This window comes from Rhodococcus sp. SMB37 (assembly GCF_004345605.1).
GTDB lineage: Bacteria > Actinomycetota > Actinomycetes > Mycobacteriales > Mycobacteriaceae > Rhodococcus.
In genome coordinates this window covers 1-16172 of record NZ_SLVY01000021.1, presented here as the reverse complement: position 1 = coordinate 16172, position 16172 = coordinate 1, and the positions used below count along the sequence as shown (strand labels likewise).

Sequence of the window (16172 nt, the reverse complement as noted above, 5' to 3'; positions counted from 1 at the left end):
AGCGCAGATCAGCTGCAGCCACTCGTGTTTCCACATGACGGGCAGGCGTGACACGATCCCGACCGCTGCATCTGCACGCCGCATTGCATGCAGTACGGCGCGTCCGAACCGGAGCCGGATCGCGACGGACCCGACGCCGCATGGCCCTGACGGGTGTCGGCGGTGGCATGGACATCGTCCGGGGTCGGCAGATCGGGGGCGAGTCCGTCCTGCGCGGCCCGTTCCCCACCGGTACGCACACCGAGTTCCATCCGCTCGTCGATTTCGAGGTAATCCACCGCGAGCCTGCGGAATATGTAGTCGAGGATCGACGAGGCGATCCGCAGATCCGGATCGTCGGTGATGCCCGCCGGTTCGAACCGCGTGCTGGTGAACGCCCGCACGAACGTCCGCAGCGGAACCCCGTATTGCAGGCCGTAACTGACCGCCATGGAGAACGCGTCCATGATGCCGGCGAGGGTGGAGCCCTGCTTCGAGACGCGCAGGAACAACTCTCCGGGGCGCCCGTCGTCGTATTCGCCGACCGTGACGAAACCCTTGCAGTCGGCAACCCGGAACTCGAACGTGCGCGAATTGCGGGTGCGCGGCAGACGCTCCCGACGGGCAGTCGCAACCGGAGCAATGTCCGAGGCGGACGGAGCCGGGGGCGTCGACGTGGACAGTGGTTGCCCGAGCTTGCAGTTGTCGCGGTAGACAGCGATCGCCTTCAGACCCAGCCGCCACGCGTCTACGTACAGGTCTGCGATGTCGTCGACGGTTGCGGACTCCGGAAGATTCACCGTCTTCGAGATCGCACCCGACAGGAACGGCTGTACCGCCGCCATCATCGTCACATGTCCTCGCGGCGCAATCACATTGCTGCCCATCGATGTTGCGAACACCGGGTGATGTTCGACGTGCACATGCGGAGCGCCCGCGAGGGTGTGCTGCCGGTCCAGGTGGGCGACGATATCGGCGACCTCGGCGGGATCGTATCCGAGCCGTGACAGCGCGCGCGGCACACTGCGGTTGACGATCGACAGACTGCCGCCGCCTACGAGTTTCTTCGTCTTGACCAGGGCCAGATCGGGCTCGATGCCGGTGGTGTCGCAGTCCATCGCCAGGCCGATCGTGCCGGTGGGAGCGAGCACCGTCACCTGGCTGTTCCGCACACCGTGCTCGGTGCCGTCGGTGACCGCGCGATCCCACGCCTCACGGGCCGCCGCCAGTACGACCGGCGGAGCGAGTTCGACATCGACGTCGTCGACCGCACCGCGATGCCGTGCGAGCACGCCGAGCATCGAGTCGCGGTTCTCGGCGTACCCGTCGAACGGGCCCAGTCGTTCCGCGAGGCGCGCCGACACCTCGTATGCGTGCCCCGTCATCAATGAGGTGATCGCGGCGGCACAGGCGCGGCCGGCCTCGCTGTCGTACGGAAGCCCCGATGCCATCAGCAGCGCACCGAGATTCGCGTATCCGAGGCCGAGCTGCCGGAACCGGCGGGACGTCTCACCTATCTTCTCGGTGGGGTAGTCGGCGCGACCGACGAGGATTTCCTGCGCGGTGAGCATCACCGCGACGGCATGCCGGAATCCGTCGACGTCGAACACGCCGTCTTCCCGCAGGAATGTCAGCAGATTCAGGCTCGACAGGTTGCATGCGGAATCGTCGAGGTGCATGTATTCAGAGCACGGGTTGGATCCGTTGATCCGGCCGGTCGACGCCGCGGTGTGCCAACGGTTGATCGTGGTGTCGTACTGCATGCCCGGGTCGGCGCACTCCCATGTGGCAGCAGCGATGCGCTGCAGGAGGTCTCGCGCTCGGACCGTGCGGACGGACTCGCCGGTCGTCACCGCGCGCAGCGGCCACTGCGCGTCGTCGACGACGGTCTGCATGAACTCGTCGGTGACCCGCACCGAATTGTTCGCATTCTGATACTGCACCGAATGGATGTCGGAACCACTCAGCCCCATGTCGAACCCGGCGTCCGCGAGTACTCGCGCCTTGCGTTCCTCGATCGCCTTGCAGTCGACGAACTCCTCGATGTCGGGATGCGCGACGTCGAGGATCACCATCTTCGCGGCGCGGCGGGTCTTGCCGCCCGACTTGATGGTCCCCGCCGATGCGTCGGCCCCGCGCATGAAGCTGACCGGGCCGGACGCCGTGCCACCTCCTCCGAGATGCTCGACGGACGATCGGATGCGTGAGAGGTTCACGCCCGCCCCGGAGCCACCCTTGAAGATCACTGCTTCTTGCCGGTACCACTCGAGGATCGAGTCGATGCTGTCGTCGACGGACAGGATGAAACAGGCGCTTGCCTGCTGCGGAGTGTCGGGCACACCGATGTTGAACCACACCGGGCTGTTGAACGACGCCTTCTGATGCAGCAGCAGATGTGTCAGCTCGGCGGCGAACGCGGACGGGTCGTCGAGGTGACCGTCGGTGGTGCCCCACGCGGTGATCGTGTCGACGATGCGCGCGACCACATCACGCAGCGAATGCTCGCGGGTGGCGGTGCCGATCTGCCCGCGGAAGTACTTCTGCGTGACGATATCGGTGGCGTTCTGAGACCAGAACTCCGGGAACTCGACGCCCGGTTGCTCGAAGACGACCTCACCGGTGCCGTGGTGGACGATGCGGGCGTCGCGGCGCTGCCAGGTCACCTCGTCGGCGGGATCGACCCCGGGTGTCGTGAACCAGTGGACATCAGCACGAGCGCGGTGGACATCGCCGCGTGCGTGATCGGGACGCGCAATCATTGTGCGCTGCCCTGTCCTGCTCGACTGTGGTGCACTGCTCATCGCTTCCTTCCGGGACGGCGACGGTTGCCACATATAGTCCCACCATGGTCTCATCGCGTCCCCGTATCTCTCCACGTCTCGGCACTCCGCTGTCTCTCTCTGCCACCCGTGTCCTGCTGCTCGGGTCGGGCGAGCTCGGCAAGGAGGTGACCATCGCATTGCAGCGCCTCGGTGTGGAGGTGATCGCGGTGGACCGATACGCCGACGCACCCGGTCATCAGGTCGCGCACCGGGCCCACGTCATCGACATGGGCGACCCGGAAGCCGTGCTCGCGGTCATCGAGGCCGAACGCCCCCATCTGGTGGTTCCCGAGATCGAAGCCATCGCCACCGACGCGCTCGCCACCGTGGAGCAGCGCGGCCTCGCCGAGGTGATCCCCACCGCGCGGGCCACGCAGCTGACGATGAACCGGGAGGGCATCCGCCGGCTCGCAGCGGAGGAACTGGGCCTGCCGACGTCGCCCTACCGATTCGCGAACTCCCTCGACGAGGTCCGAGCCGCCACCGAGGCGATCGGCTTCCCGTGCGTGATCAAGCCGGTCATGTCGTCGTCCGGCAAAGGCCAGTCGACGGTGCGTTCGGCCGACGACCTGAACGCCGCGTGGGAATACGCCCTGGCAGGGGGACGCATCAACCACGGCACCGTCATCGTGGAAGGGTTCGTCGACTTCGACTACGAGATCACACAGCTCACTGTGCGTGCAGTCGGCGAATCGGGGGAGGTCGAGACCTTTTTCTGTGAACCGATCGGTCACCTGCAGCGCGACGGCGACTACGTCGAATCGTGGCAACCGCAGCCGATGAGCGACGCCGCGCTCGCCCGGTCGCGGGAGGTCGCGGCGGCCGTGACCGGCGCGCTCGGTGGCCGGGGAGTGTTCGGCGTCGAACTGTTCGTCAAGGGCGACGACGTCTACTTCTCCGAGGTGAGCCCCCGCCCGCACGACACCGGGCTGGTCACCATGGGGAGCCAGCGCTACTCCGAGTTCGAACTGCACGCCCGCGCGATTCTCGGGCTGCCGGTGGACGTGGAGCAGTTGCGTCCGGGTGCATCCGCCGTGATCTACGGCGGACTCGACGCGACCGGTATCGCGTTCGACGGTGTCGCCGAGGCCCTGCGTACACCGGAGACGGATGTGCGCCTGTTCGGGAAGCCCGAATCGTTCCTGCGCCGCCGGATGGGTGTGGCCGTCTCGACCGGACCGGACGTCGACGCTGCCCGCGAACGCGCGACGCGCGCAGCGTCCCTCGTTCACCCCGTCGCGCCGTGAGTGCAGGGGCCGAACTCCTCGTCGGTCTCGCGATCCTCGTGGGGCTGGTCGGCATCGTCGTGCCGATCCTGCCGGGTGTGTTGTTGATCTTCGCGGCGATCGCGGTGTGGGCGTTCATGACCGGCGGCACCGTCGCATGGGCGGTGTTCGCGGTGACGACGGTCGCGCTGCTGGTCACCGGGGTCGTCAAATACACCTGGCCCGGTAAGCGGCTTCAGCGGTCGGGAGTGCCCAACCGGTCGCTGGTCATCGGCGGGTTGGTCGGCATCGTCGGGTTCTTCGTGATCCCGGTGATCGGCCTGTTTCTCGGATTCCTGCTCGGAATGTATGTGTCGGAGGCCCAGCGGCATCGGACGCACAAGGATGCGTGGCGTTCGACGGTGGAAGCGACGAAGGCCGTGGGCCTGTCGATGCTCGTCGAACTGCTCGGTGGGCTCGTAGCCGCCGGCGCGTGGTTCGGTGCCGTGCTGTTCGCCTGAAACGGGGCCGGCCGGATACCACATCCGTCGACGTGGCATCCGGCCGGAAGAACCGCAGGTGGTAGTGGTTACTTGTGGGGTTCCGAGGCGCGGAACATGTCCTCGCGCTCGACGACCTTCACGCGCTCGCGACCCTCTGCTTCGCCGAGGCTGCGCTCGTGCGCGTCGAGGCGGTACCAGCCCTGCCACGTCGTGTACGGCAGCTGCTTCTCCTCGAGGAACTGCACGATGTCGTCCACTCCCGGGGCTTCCGGGGTGTTGAGACGGCCTGCAGCGCGGTCCTCGAGCAGGTTCGCGACGGTCTCGTTGGCATCGCCCTTGGTGTGGCCGATGAGGCCGACCGGGCCGCGCTTGATCCAGCCGGTGACGTACGTGTGCGGCATGAACCGGTCGGGGCCTTCGACGGTCTCGTCGGCGAGCACACGCCCGGCCTCGTTGGGAACGGTGCCTGCCTGCTCGTCGAACGGCAGGTTCGCGATGTTCTGCGACAGATAGCCCACTGCGCGGTACACGGCCTGCACGTCCCAGTCGCGGGTCTTGCCGGTGCCGCGGACGTTGCCCGTGCCGTCGAGTTCGGTGCGCTCGGTACGCAGACCGACGACCTTGCCGTTCTCGCCGAGAACCTCGGCGGGCGACTCGAAGAAGTGCAGGAACAGCTTGTGCGGACGATTTCCTGCGTCGCGGATGGCCCAGTCCTGCAGGGTGTTGGCGACCATGTCGACCTGCTTCGAGTTGCGGCGCGCTGCCTCGGAGCCGGCGTCGTAGTCGATGTCCTCGGGGTCGACGATGACCTCGATGGTCGGCGAGTGGTCGAGTTCGCGCAGCTCGAGCGGGGTGAACTTGGCCTGGGCCGGGCCGCGACGCCCGAAGACGTGCACCTCGACGGCCTTGTTGTTCTTCAGGCCCTCGTAGACGTTCGGCGGGATCTCGGTGGGCAGCAGTTCGTCGCCGGTCTTGGCGAGCACGCGCGCGATGTCGAGCGCGACGTTGCCGACGCCGAGGACCGCGACCTTCTCGGCCTCGAGCGGCCAGGTACGCGGCACATCGGGGTGGCCGTCGTACCAGGACACGAAGTCGGCGGCGCCGTAGCTGCCGTCGAGTTCGATGCCGGGGATCGTCAGTTCACGGTCGGCGTTGGCGCCGGTCGAGAAGATCACCGCGTCGTAGAAGCGGTACAGGTCGTCGAGAGTGATGTCGACGCCGTAGTCGAGGTTGCCGAGCAGGCGCACGTTGGGTTTGTCGAGCACCTTGTGCAGCGCGGTGATGATGCCCTTGATGCGCGGATGGTCGGGTGCCACGCCGTAGCGGATGAGGCCGAACGGCGCCGGCATGCGTTCGAACAGGTCGATGCTCACCCCGGGATCCTGCGCAGTGTCGGACTTCATGAGTGCATCGGCGGCGTAGATACCGGCGGGGCCGGCACCGACTATCGCGACGCGAAGGGGACGGCTCTGATCAGTCACAGGGGATCAACTACCTCTTCGGTGTGCGGACGGACATATCCAGCTTAAATTAAGGCTGCCCTCAGTGGGCGGGCGCAGGGTCGCGCGGGATGACGGTGGAGGAGAACTCCGGGAAACGTCGGGAGAATCGCTTCAGCGACAACACATGTGGGCACTCACGCGGCACAGGTCGACGGCGAGGCGTCGGACGAGCGGAGTGGTGGCCATGGTTAATTCCTACCTCACTAGGGTTTATTGGCGCAAATGCAGCCGACCGAGGGTGGATCCGCCGAGGATAGGATCATCCGCATGGCACAACGGCGTGACCCCGATCCCGAACCCGACGGTCTCGAACCGGACGGACCCACGAGCAGCACACCCTGGCCGTTCATCGGCGCGGTGCTCGTGATCGTCGTCCTCGCGCTGGTGCTCGTCGTCACGCAGTTGCTCTCGCCCGAAGGCGAGTCCCTCGACGACAACGAACGGATCACGCGCACCACCAGCGACTACGTCAAGGCCGTCAACGCAGACGACGAGGATGTCCTCGTCATACTCCGCTGCGGCGAACTGCGCCGCGGTGAGGGGCCGCTCGCCGGGGTCGACAGCGACATCGAACTGCAGCGCACCGACAACATCGTCATCGACGGCGACAAGGCCACTGTCGATGTCACCACCGTGATCGACGGTGAGTCGACGACCGAGACGTGGAACCTGACCCTCGCCGACGACGTGTGGCGCGTCTGCACCGCCTGATCAGCCCGGCTCGATCCTCCTGATCCACCTCCCCGCGTAGTCGCGCGCGCTTGACCTGTGAAAAGGTATTCGCGTGAGCTACGCAGGTGATATCACGCCGCAGCACGCCTGGGAGCTGCTGCAGGAAAATCAGGATGCCGTGCTCGTCGATGTGCGCACCGACGCCGAATGGAAATACGTGGGTGTCCCCGACACCGCATCCATCGGGCGCCGCACGCTGTTCGTCGAATGGGTGTCGTACCCCGCGGGTGCCCCCAACGAGCGCTTCGTCGACGAGCTGAAGGCCGCCGGGATCGGCGGCGGACCGGTGATCTTCCTGTGTCGCTCGGGTCAGCGTTCGATCGGCGCCGCCGAAGCTGCGACGGCCGCGGGCCTGGCCCCTGCGTACAACGTTCTCGAAGGATTCGAAGGGCCGCTCGATGCCGACAAGCATCGCGGCGGACAGGGCTGGCGGGCCGCGGGCCTGCCGTGGAGGCAGTCGTGAGTGCAATTCCCCAGGGCGGTGCGTTCAGCAAGGCACTTCCCGATTCCGTGCGTCCCGCCACGCTCGGTGTACGGGGCGGGGTGATGCGATCCGGTTTCGAGGAGACGTCCGAGGCGCTCTACCTCAACTCGGGGTTCGTCTACGAGTCGGCGGAGGCCGCCGAGCAGGCGTTCACCGGCGAGGTCGACCACTTCGTCTATTCCCGGTACGGCAACCCCACCGTGACGATGTTCGAGGAGCGGCTGCGGTTGCTCGACGGAGCGGAAGGCGCGTACGCCACGGCTTCGGGCATGTCGGCGGTGTTCACGGCGCTCGCCGCCCTGCTCGGCAGGGGTGACCGTCTCGTCGCGGCCCGCAGTCTCTTCGGCTCGTGCTTCGTCGTGTGCAACGAGATCCTGCCGCGGTGGGGTGTGGAGACGGTGTTCGTCGACGGAGAAGACCTCGACCAGTGGGAGAAGGCGCTGTCGGTGCCCACCACCGCCGTGTTCTTCGAAACCCCGTCGAATCCGATGCAGACTCTCGTCGACGTGCGCAAAGTCTCCGAGATGGCCCACGCCGCAGGCGCAAAAGTGGTGCTGGACAACGTCTTCGCCACCCCGTTGCTGCAGCGCAGCCTCGACCTCGGCGCCGACATCGTCGTGTACTCGGGTACCAAGCACATCGACGGCCAGGGCCGGGTGCTCGGCGGAGCGATCCTCGGGCCCCAGGACTACATCGACGGACCCGTCAAGAACCTCATCCGCCACACCGGTCCGTCGCTGAGCCCGTTCAACGCGTGGACCCTGCTCAAGGGCCTCGAGACGATGCCCGTCCGGTTGCGTGCCGCGGTCGATTCCACGTTGCGCATCGGCAAGTTCCTGGAGTCGCACTCCGAGGTGAGCTGGATCAAGTACCCGTTCCTCGAGTCGCACCCACAGCACGAGCTGGCGAAGTCCCAGATGAGCGGTGGCGGCACGATCCTCACCTTCGAGCTCGCCGCCTCCGAGGGCGAAGGAAAGAAGCGGGCGTTCGAGCTGCTGAACAAGCTGCGCGTCATCGACATCTCCAACAACCTCGGTGACTCCAAGTCGCTCATCACCCACCCCGCGACCACCACTCACCGGGCGATGGGCCCGGAAGGGCGTGCCGCGATCGGCCTGTCCGACGGCGTCGTGCGCTTGTCGGTGGGGCTCGAAGATCCCGAGGATCTGCTCGAAGACCTGGAGCAGGCGCTCGCCTGATCCGGAAACACCGTGGGATACGCTGCGGGTGCTCTGCCAATCGGGCAGGGCACCCGCAGCGTTTCGGTGAAGCCGGTGAGAATCCGGCGCTGTCCCGCAACTGTGAGCCCGGCATTCGGCCGGTGAGTCAGGTCAGCCGGCGCCGCGGGCACGTACTGGTCCTCGGACGAAGGACGGTGTCGTGCCGCAACTCGTCGTTGCAGCCGTGCTGTTTTCGTCCTCCGAGCCAACGGAGGATGGCTGTGCCCACCACTTCCCGCAGGTTTCTCACCGCCGGTGTCGCTGCCCTCGCACTGGTGATCGCCGGTTGCAGCAGCGGTGACGACGCCTCGTCCGACGGCACCACGACGGTGCCATCCGATCGCACCGCGATCACCGAATCCGAGACCCCGCAGGCCATCGTGTCGCTGAGTCCGACCACCACCGAGATGCTCTACGCCGTCGGTGCGGGCGACCAGGTGATCGCCGTCGACGACCAGTCCGATTACCCCGAGGGAGTCCCGGTCACCGATCTGTCGGGCTACAACCCCAACGTCGAGGCCATTCTCGGCTACGACCCCGATCTCGTCGTCGCCACCGACGACAACGGCAACCTCGTCGCCGGACTCGAGAACGCCGGCGTGGACGTCCTGATTCTGCCCGCAGCCGTCACCCTCGACGACACCTACGCCCAACTCGAGCAGGTCGGTGCTGCGACCGGCCACGTCGGTGACGCCGCCGAACTCGTCGCACAGATGCAGACGGAGATCGACGAGATCGTTGCTTCCGTGCCCGAGCGTGAGGCACCGCTGCGGTACTACCACGAACTCGACAACACGTACTACAGCGTCACCGACGACACCTACATCGGCCAGATCTACTCGATGCTGGGCCTGACTTCCATCGCGACCGGCGGCGACGGCTATCCGCAACTGTCCTCCGAGTTCATCGTCGAGCAGAACCCCGATCTGATCTTCCTCGCCGACTCGCAGTGCTGCGGTGTCACACCCGAGACGGTCGGCGAACGCGCTGGCTGGGCGGAACTCACCGCAGTCCGCGACGGACAGGTCCATGTCCTCGACGAGGACATCGCGAGCCGGTGGGGTCCGCGCGTCGTCGACCTCGTGCGTGAAATCGCCGCGATCGTCGTCGCCGTCCCCGCGGGCCAGCCTGCACCGTGATCACCTCGCGCCGCCGCGCACTCGTGCTGGGTGGCGCGGTGATCGCCCTCTTCGCGGCGATGCTCGTCGGGATCCTCGTCGGACCCGCCGGGCTCACCGCGCAGGGAGTGTTGCTCGATGTGCTCGACAAGGTTCCGTTCGTCGACGTCGAGTCGGGTCTGACAACGAGACAGCAGGCGATCCTGTGGAACATTCGCATGCCCCGGGTGGTGCTCGGCGTGATCGTGGGCGCGATGCTGGCGGTCGCCGGCGCTGCCTACCAGGGCGTCTTCCGTAATCCGCTCGCCGACCCGTACCTCCTCGGCGTGTCGAGCGGTGCGGGTCTCGGCGCGACACTCGCGATAGTCGTGGGTGGAGCGGCCGGATTCGCCGGGGTCCCCGTCGCCGCGTTCGCGGGCGGGATGCTCGCGGTCGGCGCGACCTACGCTCTCGGGCGCACCGTCGGGGGCAGCCGCACCGAGGTGATCATCATCCTCGCCGGTGTTGCGGTCGCGGCGTTCGCCAACGCCATTCAGACCTTCTTCATGCAGCTCCACGACGACACGCTGCGGCAGGTCTATTCGTGGATGCTCGGACGCCTGGCCACCGACGGCTGGTCCGATGTGCGGACCGTGCTGCCGTACGTCATCGTCTCGGTCGTCGTGATCATGCTGCACCGACGCACCCTGGACGTCATGTCGGTCGGCGATGTCGAAGCCTCTAGCCTCGGCATCAACCCGGCTCGGGTCCGGCTGATCCTCGTGTGTATCGCGACGCTCGGCACCGCCGCCGTCGTCTCCGCCAGCGGCCTGATCGGGTTCGTCGGCATCGTCATTCCCCACGCCGTGCGGTTGCTGATCGGTCCGGGGCATCGCCTGCTGTTGCCGTTGTCGCTGATGGTCGGCGCCGCGTTCCTCGTCCTCGCCGACGTCCTGGCCCGCACCGTGATGTCCCCGGCCGAACTGCCGATCGGTGTCGTGACCGCGGCGATCGGCGCGCCGTTCTTCCTCGTCGTGCTGCGGCGGAGCCGAGGTGTGGCATGAACGGGGTGACCTGCCGCGGCCTGTGCGCGGAGCGTGGAGGAGTGCAGGTGCTGCACGACGTCGATCTCGTCGTCGGTGCGGGGGAGTGGGTGTCGCTCGTGGGACCCAACGGATCGGGCAAGACCACGCTGCTGCACGCCCTCGCGGGACTGGTGTCGGCGGACGGCGACGTCGAGGTCGCGGGGGTGACACCGCACCGCTCGGGGCGTCGCGCGATCGCGCGCGCGCTCGCACTCATGCCCCAGCGACCCATCGTTCCCGAGGGTGTCACCGTGCGTGAGCTGATCCATCTCGGCCGCACTCCGCACATCCCCCGCTTCGGGAGTGAAACCCCGCGCGACCGCGAGATCGTCGAGCGGGTCATCAAGCGGCTCGAACTCGAGGACTTCGCGTCGCGGCTCGCGACCGCGCTGTCGGGTGGAGAACTGCAACGGGTCGTGCTGGCCCGAGCACTCGCGCAGCAACCGCAGGTCCTGCTGCTGGACGAGCCCACTAGCGCCCTGGACATCGGACATCAGCAGCAGGTGCTCGACCTCGTCGACTCGATGCGCCGCGAAGGGGAGTTGACGGTGATCGCGGCGATGCACGACCTGACGTCGGCGAGTCAGTACGGCGAGCGGCTGGTGCTCTTGGACCGAGGGCGGATCGTCGCCGACGGAGTGCCCGCGGAAGTGCTCACCGTCGAGCGCATCGCCGACATCTACGGTGCCCGCGTCGAGGTGCTCGATCGTCCCGCCGGCCGCGCGGTGCTGCCTTTGCGTGACCGGCCCGAACCCGTCGAATCACAGGAGCCGTGATGGAAGTACTGCTGCTGGGCACCGGTGCTGCAGACGGATGGCCGAACCCCTTCTGCCGGTGCCGTTCCTGTGTGGATGCAGCGGACAGGAACGCGATTCGCGGTCAGACGGCCGCGTTGGTCGACGATGTGCTGATGCTCGACTGCGGTCCGGAGGCGCCGCGCGCGGCGGTACGGTTCGGCCGGACCCTCGCGGATGTGCGCCATATCCTGCTCACCCACGCGCACGCTGATCACCTGGGCCCGCAGGCTCTGCTGTTCCGGTCATGGGTCGACGCGGGGCACAGCCTCGATGTGATCGGCCCGGCAGACGCCCTCGACGTGTGCCGGCCGTGGGTCGGGCCCGACGATCCGGTCCGGTTCGTGCCGGTGGCGGCGGGCGACGAACTGCCGGTCGGTGAGTACACGGTGCGAGCGCTGCCGGCGCAGCACAGGGTGTTCCGCGACGGAGATGCCGTCCTGTACGACGTCACGGGGCCCGACAGAGCGCGGATCCTGTGGGCCTGCGACACCGGGCCGCTGCCCGCGTCCTGGTTCGAGGCGGTGCGTGACACCGCGTTCGATGCGGTCTTCCTCGAGGAGACGTTCGGCGACCGAACCGACCTGTCTTCGGGACACCTGGGTCTGCCCGGATTCGCGGAGACCGTCGGGGCTCTGCGCGGATGCGGTGCCGTGGTCGACTCGACGGATGTCGTCGCGGTGCATCTGGGACATCACAACCCGCCGATCGCACAGCTTCGTGAACGGTTGCGGCATTGCGGTGCCCGTCCGGGAACCGATGGGGAGGTACTGCACATGGGATCCGGATCGTCAGGATCGTCGAGTTCCCGGACCCTCGTGCTGGGTGGGGTTCGCTCGGGTAAGTCGCGTCACGCGGAGGAACTGTCCGCGGCATACGAGTCGGTGACGTACGTCGCGACCGGGGGCGCTCGCGAAGGGGACGAGGAATGGGCACGCCGTGTCGCGCTGCATCGTGAGCGGCGTCCCGACACGTGGGTGACGATCGAAACAGCCGACGTCGCCCAGGTGTTGCGTGAGGCCACCGAGCCGCTGCTGATCGACTGCCTCGGTACGTGGCTGACAGCGCGACTCGACGTGCACGATGTGTGGAACGGCGGTGATGTCGCGGCTGTCGACAGCGACATCGACGAACTGCTCGACGCGTGGAAAGCGTGTCGTGTTCCCGTCGTTGCGGTGAGCAACGAGGTGGGCAGCGGAGTGGTGCCGGCCACCGCTTCCGGGCGATTGTTCCGTGATCTGCTCGGCCGGCTCAACGCGTCGGTTGCGTCCGTATCGGATTCGGTGACGCTGGTCGTCGCGGGCATCCCGATGCCGCTGCGCTGACACGCGACGCACACAAATTGGACGTGGGCCACATTTCCTAGTTTCCGGCCTCGAATCGTGGCACACTGGATCCTCGGTGCCAGCAGGCAGAACATGGAGAGGAGGACCCGGATGCGTACCAGTCCATATCTGTGGAATGGATCGCGATCGATGATCCGACTCCTCGGCCATGAAGTCGAAAAGTCCGGTCGACCAACCGGATTCAGCTGCTGACACCCCGATTCCCGGGGTGTGTGCGCCCCGGGTTCGCAGTCTCCTCACGGTGACACCCCGGGCCGTTCACTCTTCGAGAATGTGCAATCCCAGAAGGACATGACGTCCCCGCTGCCTGTGTGGGACACACCTGTGCCGCGACGGCCCGGAAGGAGACAGACCCGATGACCATGACTTTGGCAGACCTGCTTGCTCCCACCTACGACGCCCCCGACTGGGACGTCGCCGCATGCCGCGGTGACGCACACCCCGATCGGTGGTTTCCGGACCCGAGCGAGGACTTCGACCACGCAGCCCGCGTGTGCGCCCGCTGCCCGATCCTCGATGCCTGCCGCACTTACGCCGCCGAGGGCAAGCAGTCCGGCGTGTGGGGTGGTCACGAGTACCGCCGCGGCAAGATCATTCGCTGACGTTGCCGTTCGGTTGCCTGGCGCCGGCGTGAAAAGTTTTGAGCCGGATACCTGTTCGCGGCCGCGTCAGAACGGGTTTCCGGTGCGACCGACCAGATCGGCGACCGAGTCGATGATCCGCGTCGGGCGGTAGGGATACATCTCCACCGATGCGCGAGTGCTGATTCCGGTGAGCACGAGCAACGTCTGGAGTCCGGCTTCGAGACCGCAGACGATATCGGTGTCCATGCGGTCGCCGATCATGAGCGTGTGTTCCGAGTGCGCGCCGATCGCCCGCAGCGCCGAGCGCATCATCAGAGCGTTCGGCTTACCGACGAAGTACGGGTTGCGGCCGGTGGCACGGGTGATCAGCGCAGCGACCGAACCGGTCGCGGGCAGCGACCCCTCGGGCGACGGGCCGGTCGGGTCGGGGTTGGTCGCGATGAACCGCGCACCGCGTTCGACGAGCCGGATCGCGGTGGTGATCGCCTCGAACGAGTACGTTCGGGTCTCGCCGAGCACCACGTAGTCGGGGTCGCTGTCGGTCAGCACATAACCGATGTCGTGCAACGCCGTCGTCAGGCCTGATTCGCCGACGACATAGGCGCTTCCGCCCGGACGTTGATTGGCGAGGAATGTCGCGGTGGCCAGGGCCGACGTCCAGATGGAATCTTCGGGTACATCGAGACCCGTTCTCAGGAGCCGCGCCCTCAGGTCGCGCGGGGTGCGGATCGAATTGTTGGTGAGCACCATGAACGGAATCTCGTTCGCGCGGAGCTCCGCGAGGAGCGCGTCGGCGCCGGGAATCAGTGCGTCCTCGTGTACGAGGACGCCGTCCATGTCCATGAGGTAGTTCCAGACAGGTGCGGTGGCAGGGTCATCATCCGAACTCACCCGCTCAGTCTCTCATCGGAACGTCAGGCGAGCAGCCGATACAGGCCGATCAGGCCGACCACGACGATCACCGTGCGCAGTGCGACGGGCGACAGCCGCCGGCCGTAGTGGGAGCCGAGCCACCCGCCGATGAGTGATCCCACCGCGATGAGGGCGGCGACGGTCCAGTTGATCCGGTCGAACGCGACGAGGATGTACGCCGACGCGGCGACGACGTTGACGATCAGTGACAGAAGGTTCTTCGCTGCGTTCTGTCGTTGGATGTGATCCTGCAGCAACGCGCCGAACAGTCCCATCAGCAGGATGCCTTGAGCTGCGGTGAAGTAGCCCCCGTAGATGCCGACCGCGAAGGTGCCGACGATCAGCAGAGTCGTGCGCACCGGACCGAGGTCGCCGTCGGTGTCGTCCCCGGTGCGTTGCAGGACCCACTTCTGGATCTTCGGCTGGAATACGACGAGTAGCAGCGCCAGGATCAGCAGAACCGGGACGACCGTTTCGAACACGGTCTCGGGAAGGTGCAGCAGCAACCACGCGCCGAGGAGCGCGCCTACGAAGGACGCAGGGATCTGCCAGCGCAGCCGCGGCCACTGTCCGCGTAGTTCCTTGCGGTAACCCCATGTACCCGACACGCCGCCCGCAACCAACCCGATCGCGTTGGACATCGTCGCGGTGACGGGCGGGACCCCGAAGGCGATCAAGGTCGGGAATGTGATGAGCGTGCCGGAGCCGACGAGCGAGTTGATCGCACCGGCCCCGAGCCCGGCCAGGGCGATGAGGAACAGTTCGAGCGGGGTCACCGAGGGGAGTCTAATCCGCTACGACCGGGAGGCTCTGCGCGGCTCACTCGCAGAAAGGCGCATACAGCCTCCCGCTCGAATCCGCAACAGCCGGGGGCCGTCTGTGGACAACTCTCAGCCTTATGCACATTGGCGCGCAACCCGTTTCGTCCCGTCTCGAACAAATGCACTCTGGTTTGATGATGGATTTCGACGAGTGCATGGAACACGATGGCTGGATCCGTCCGCTTCGGCCGAGATCGTCAGGGACGGTCATGTACGCGCGGTGCCGGGAATCATCGTTCGAACAACTCAGGATGTGGAGTCCTGCGTCGTCGACGAGATGGTGGTGACGACGCCGGCTCGTACCGGCTTCGACATCGCGCGAAGTGGCGGCGACGTCGGCCGACGCATAGAGATCCTCGATGCGTTGTGCCACGCGACCGGGCTGAAGGTTCAGGAGATCACGGCACATGCGGTTCTGCACCGAGGTGCTCGTGGCGCGGCCCAGGTGGAGCACATCCTCGGACTCGTGGACAGTGGAGCTGCCTCACCGCCCGAGACTCACACGCGACTGCTGCTCATCCGTGCCGGATTTCCGACGCCCGAAACCCAGATCGAGGTGTTCGACGGCGACCGCTTCGTCGCCCGCGCCGACTTGGGGTGGAGGCAATGGCGTGTTCTCGTCGAGTACGACGGTGCGCATCATTGGACGGACCCGAGCCAGCGCACGCGCGACATCGAGCGATATACGGTGCTGCCAGAGATGGGGTGGACGGTGATCCGTGTAGGGGCAGATCTGTTCTATCGCCGAACAGAGGTCCTCGTTGACAGGGTCGGGCAGGCGCTGCGTCGAGCCGGGGCTTCGCTCTGATCGATCGGGAGGTTGTGTGCGAGATTCCGCCAGCTTCTGCACATGACCTCCCGCTCGTGGGCGGACATCCGTGCGGACGCTGGGCATACTCGACGCAACAGCAGACGACGAAGGTGGGAGACACCGGTGGCTCAGGAACTCAAGTTGGGATACAAGGCATCGGCCGAGCAGTTCGGTCCGCGTGAACTGGTGGAGTTGGGGGTGCTCGCCGAGGCGCACGGGATGGATTCGGCGACGGTGTCGGATCATTTCCAGCCGTGGCGGCACAACGGTGGTCA

General features: G+C 66.7%; 15 protein-coding genes, 1 pseudogene and 1 riboswitch. Of the genes and pseudogenes, 12 read left to right on the top strand and 4 right to left on the bottom strand.

Going from position 1 to position 16172, the window contains the following annotated elements; genetic code table 11:
• Window positions 1-8: 8 nt before the first annotated feature.
• Window positions 9-2738, bottom strand: coding sequence for a vitamin B12-dependent ribonucleotide reductase (locus tag EV641_RS25645; protein ID WP_132475830.1), 2730 nt, complete (start codon window positions 2736-2738; stop codon window positions 9-11).
• Window positions 2739-2824: 86 nt separating this feature from the next.
• Between EV641_RS25645 and purT the strand changes: the two genes are divergently transcribed.
• Window positions 2825-4048 (top strand): formate-dependent phosphoribosylglycinamide formyltransferase, encoded by a 1224-nt coding sequence (purT, locus tag EV641_RS25640; RefSeq protein WP_132475707.1) that lies wholly within the window; start codon window positions 2825-2827, stop codon window positions 4046-4048.
• The gene (locus tag EV641_RS25635; RefSeq protein ID WP_054717640.1) at window positions 4045-4527 is read left to right on the top strand and encodes a DUF456 domain-containing protein; all 483 of its coding nucleotides are present in this window, start codon (window positions 4045-4047) and stop codon (window positions 4525-4527) included. The genes purT and EV641_RS25635 overlap by 4 nt, the downstream gene beginning before the upstream one ends.
• 68 nt (window positions 4528-4595) lie before the next feature.
• Here the strand turns inward: EV641_RS25635 and EV641_RS25630 are convergent, their stop codons facing one another.
• On the bottom strand, window positions 4596-5990 hold the full coding sequence (locus tag EV641_RS25630; protein ID WP_132475704.1) for an FAD-dependent oxidoreductase: 1395 nt from the start codon (window positions 5988-5990) through the stop codon (window positions 4596-4598).
• Window positions 5991-6278: 288 nt separating this feature from the next.
• On the opposite strand from EV641_RS25630, the gene EV641_RS25625 reads away from it, so the two are divergent.
• From EV641_RS25625 to EV641_RS25590, 8 genes are all read left to right on the top strand, one after another.
• Window positions 6279-6722: a hypothetical protein gene (locus EV641_RS25625; protein ID WP_054717643.1), complete on the top strand. Its 444-nt coding sequence runs from the start codon at window positions 6279-6281 to the stop codon at window positions 6720-6722.
• A gap of 73 nt (window positions 6723-6795) precedes the next feature.
• Window positions 6796-7206: a rhodanese-like domain-containing protein gene (locus EV641_RS25620; RefSeq protein WP_054717646.1), complete on the top strand. Its 411-nt coding sequence runs from the start codon at window positions 6796-6798 to the stop codon at window positions 7204-7206.
• Window positions 7203-8426 (top strand): O-succinylhomoserine sulfhydrylase, encoded by a 1224-nt coding sequence (locus tag EV641_RS25615; protein WP_132475701.1) that lies wholly within the window; start codon window positions 7203-7205, stop codon window positions 8424-8426. Before EV641_RS25620 ends, EV641_RS25615 begins: the two co-directional genes overlap by 4 nt.
• A 9-nt stretch (window positions 8427-8435) precedes the next feature.
• Window positions 8436-8582: riboswitch (cobalamin riboswitch) on the top strand.
• An 80-nt stretch (window positions 8583-8662) separates the two neighbouring features.
• Window positions 8663-9586 carry an ABC transporter substrate-binding protein gene (locus EV641_RS25610; protein ID WP_199233387.1) on the top strand — a complete coding sequence of 308 codons (924 nt, stop codon included), beginning with the start codon at window positions 8663-8665 and terminating at the stop codon, window positions 9584-9586.
• Window positions 9587-9645: 59 nt separating this feature from the next.
• Window positions 9646-10608, top strand: a complete 963-nt coding sequence (locus EV641_RS25605; protein ID WP_132475827.1) for an iron ABC transporter permease — start codon at window positions 9646-9648, stop codon at window positions 10606-10608.
• Complete coding sequence (locus EV641_RS25600) at window positions 10605-11405, top strand: ABC transporter ATP-binding protein (protein ID WP_132475698.1); 801 nt, start codon at window positions 10605-10607, stop codon at window positions 11403-11405. Before EV641_RS25605 ends, EV641_RS25600 begins: the two co-directional genes overlap by 4 nt.
• Window positions 11405-12748: a bifunctional adenosylcobinamide kinase/adenosylcobinamide-phosphate guanylyltransferase gene (gene cobU, locus EV641_RS25595; protein WP_132475695.1), complete on the top strand. Its 1344-nt coding sequence runs from the start codon at window positions 11405-11407 to the stop codon at window positions 12746-12748. Before EV641_RS25600 ends, cobU begins: the two co-directional genes overlap by 1 nt.
• Before the next feature lie 377 nt (window positions 12749-13125).
• A complete protein-coding gene (locus EV641_RS25590) occupies window positions 13126-13371 on the top strand; it encodes a WhiB family transcriptional regulator (protein ID WP_054719037.1) in 246 nt (81 codons plus the stop codon).
• Window positions 13372-13437: 66 nt separating this feature from the next.
• Here EV641_RS25590 and EV641_RS25585 read toward each other — a convergent pair whose 3' ends face one another.
• Both EV641_RS25585 and EV641_RS25580 read right to left on the bottom strand, forming a co-directional pair.
• A complete protein-coding gene (locus tag EV641_RS25585) occupies window positions 13438-14196 on the bottom strand; it encodes an HAD-IIA family hydrolase (RefSeq protein ID WP_054719040.1) in 759 nt (252 codons plus the stop codon).
• 71 nt (window positions 14197-14267) lie between these two features.
• Window positions 14268-15041: a sulfite exporter TauE/SafE family protein gene (locus EV641_RS25580; protein WP_132475692.1), complete on the bottom strand. Its 774-nt coding sequence runs from the start codon at window positions 15039-15041 to the stop codon at window positions 14268-14270.
• 196 nt (window positions 15042-15237) lie between these two features.
• Between EV641_RS25580 and EV641_RS25575 the strand changes: the two genes are divergently transcribed.
• Together EV641_RS25575 and EV641_RS25570 are read left to right on the top strand one after the other, a co-directional pair.
• Entirely contained in the window at window positions 15238-15894 is a 657-nt protein-coding gene (locus EV641_RS25575; RefSeq protein ID WP_241997470.1) for a DUF559 domain-containing protein, read from the top strand.
• A 126-nt stretch (window positions 15895-16020) separates the two neighbouring features.
• A pseudogene (locus EV641_RS25570) lies at window positions 16021-16172 on the top strand (glucose-6-phosphate dehydrogenase (coenzyme-F420)); the annotation flags it as partial.

Coding starts and splice junctions, on each gene's coding strand:
- EV641_RS25645 (WP_132475830.1), bottom strand. CDS start 2,738: ATGATTGCGCGTCCCGATCACGCACGCGGCGATGTCCACCGCGCTCGT.
- purT (WP_132475707.1), top strand. CDS start 2,825: ATGGTCTCATCGCGTCCCCGTATCTCTCCACGTCTCGGCACTCCGCTG.
- EV641_RS25625 (WP_054717643.1), top strand. CDS start 6,279: ATGGCACAACGGCGTGACCCCGATCCCGAACCCGACGGTCTCGAACCG.
- EV641_RS25610 (WP_199233387.1), top strand. CDS start 8,663: ATGGCTGTGCCCACCACTTCCCGCAGGTTTCTCACCGCCGGTGTCGCT.
- EV641_RS25605 (WP_132475827.1), top strand. CDS start 9,646: ATGCTCGTCGGGATCCTCGTCGGACCCGCCGGGCTCACCGCGCAGGGA.
- EV641_RS25600 (WP_132475698.1), top strand. CDS start 10,605: ATGAACGGGGTGACCTGCCGCGGCCTGTGCGCGGAGCGTGGAGGAGTG.
- cobU (WP_132475695.1), top strand. CDS start 11,405: ATGGAAGTACTGCTGCTGGGCACCGGTGCTGCAGACGGATGGCCGAAC.
- EV641_RS25590 (WP_054719037.1), top strand. CDS start 13,126: ATGACCATGACTTTGGCAGACCTGCTTGCTCCCACCTACGACGCCCCC.
- EV641_RS25585 (WP_054719040.1), bottom strand. CDS start 14,196: ATGGACATGGACGGCGTCCTCGTACACGAGGACGCACTGATTCCCGGC.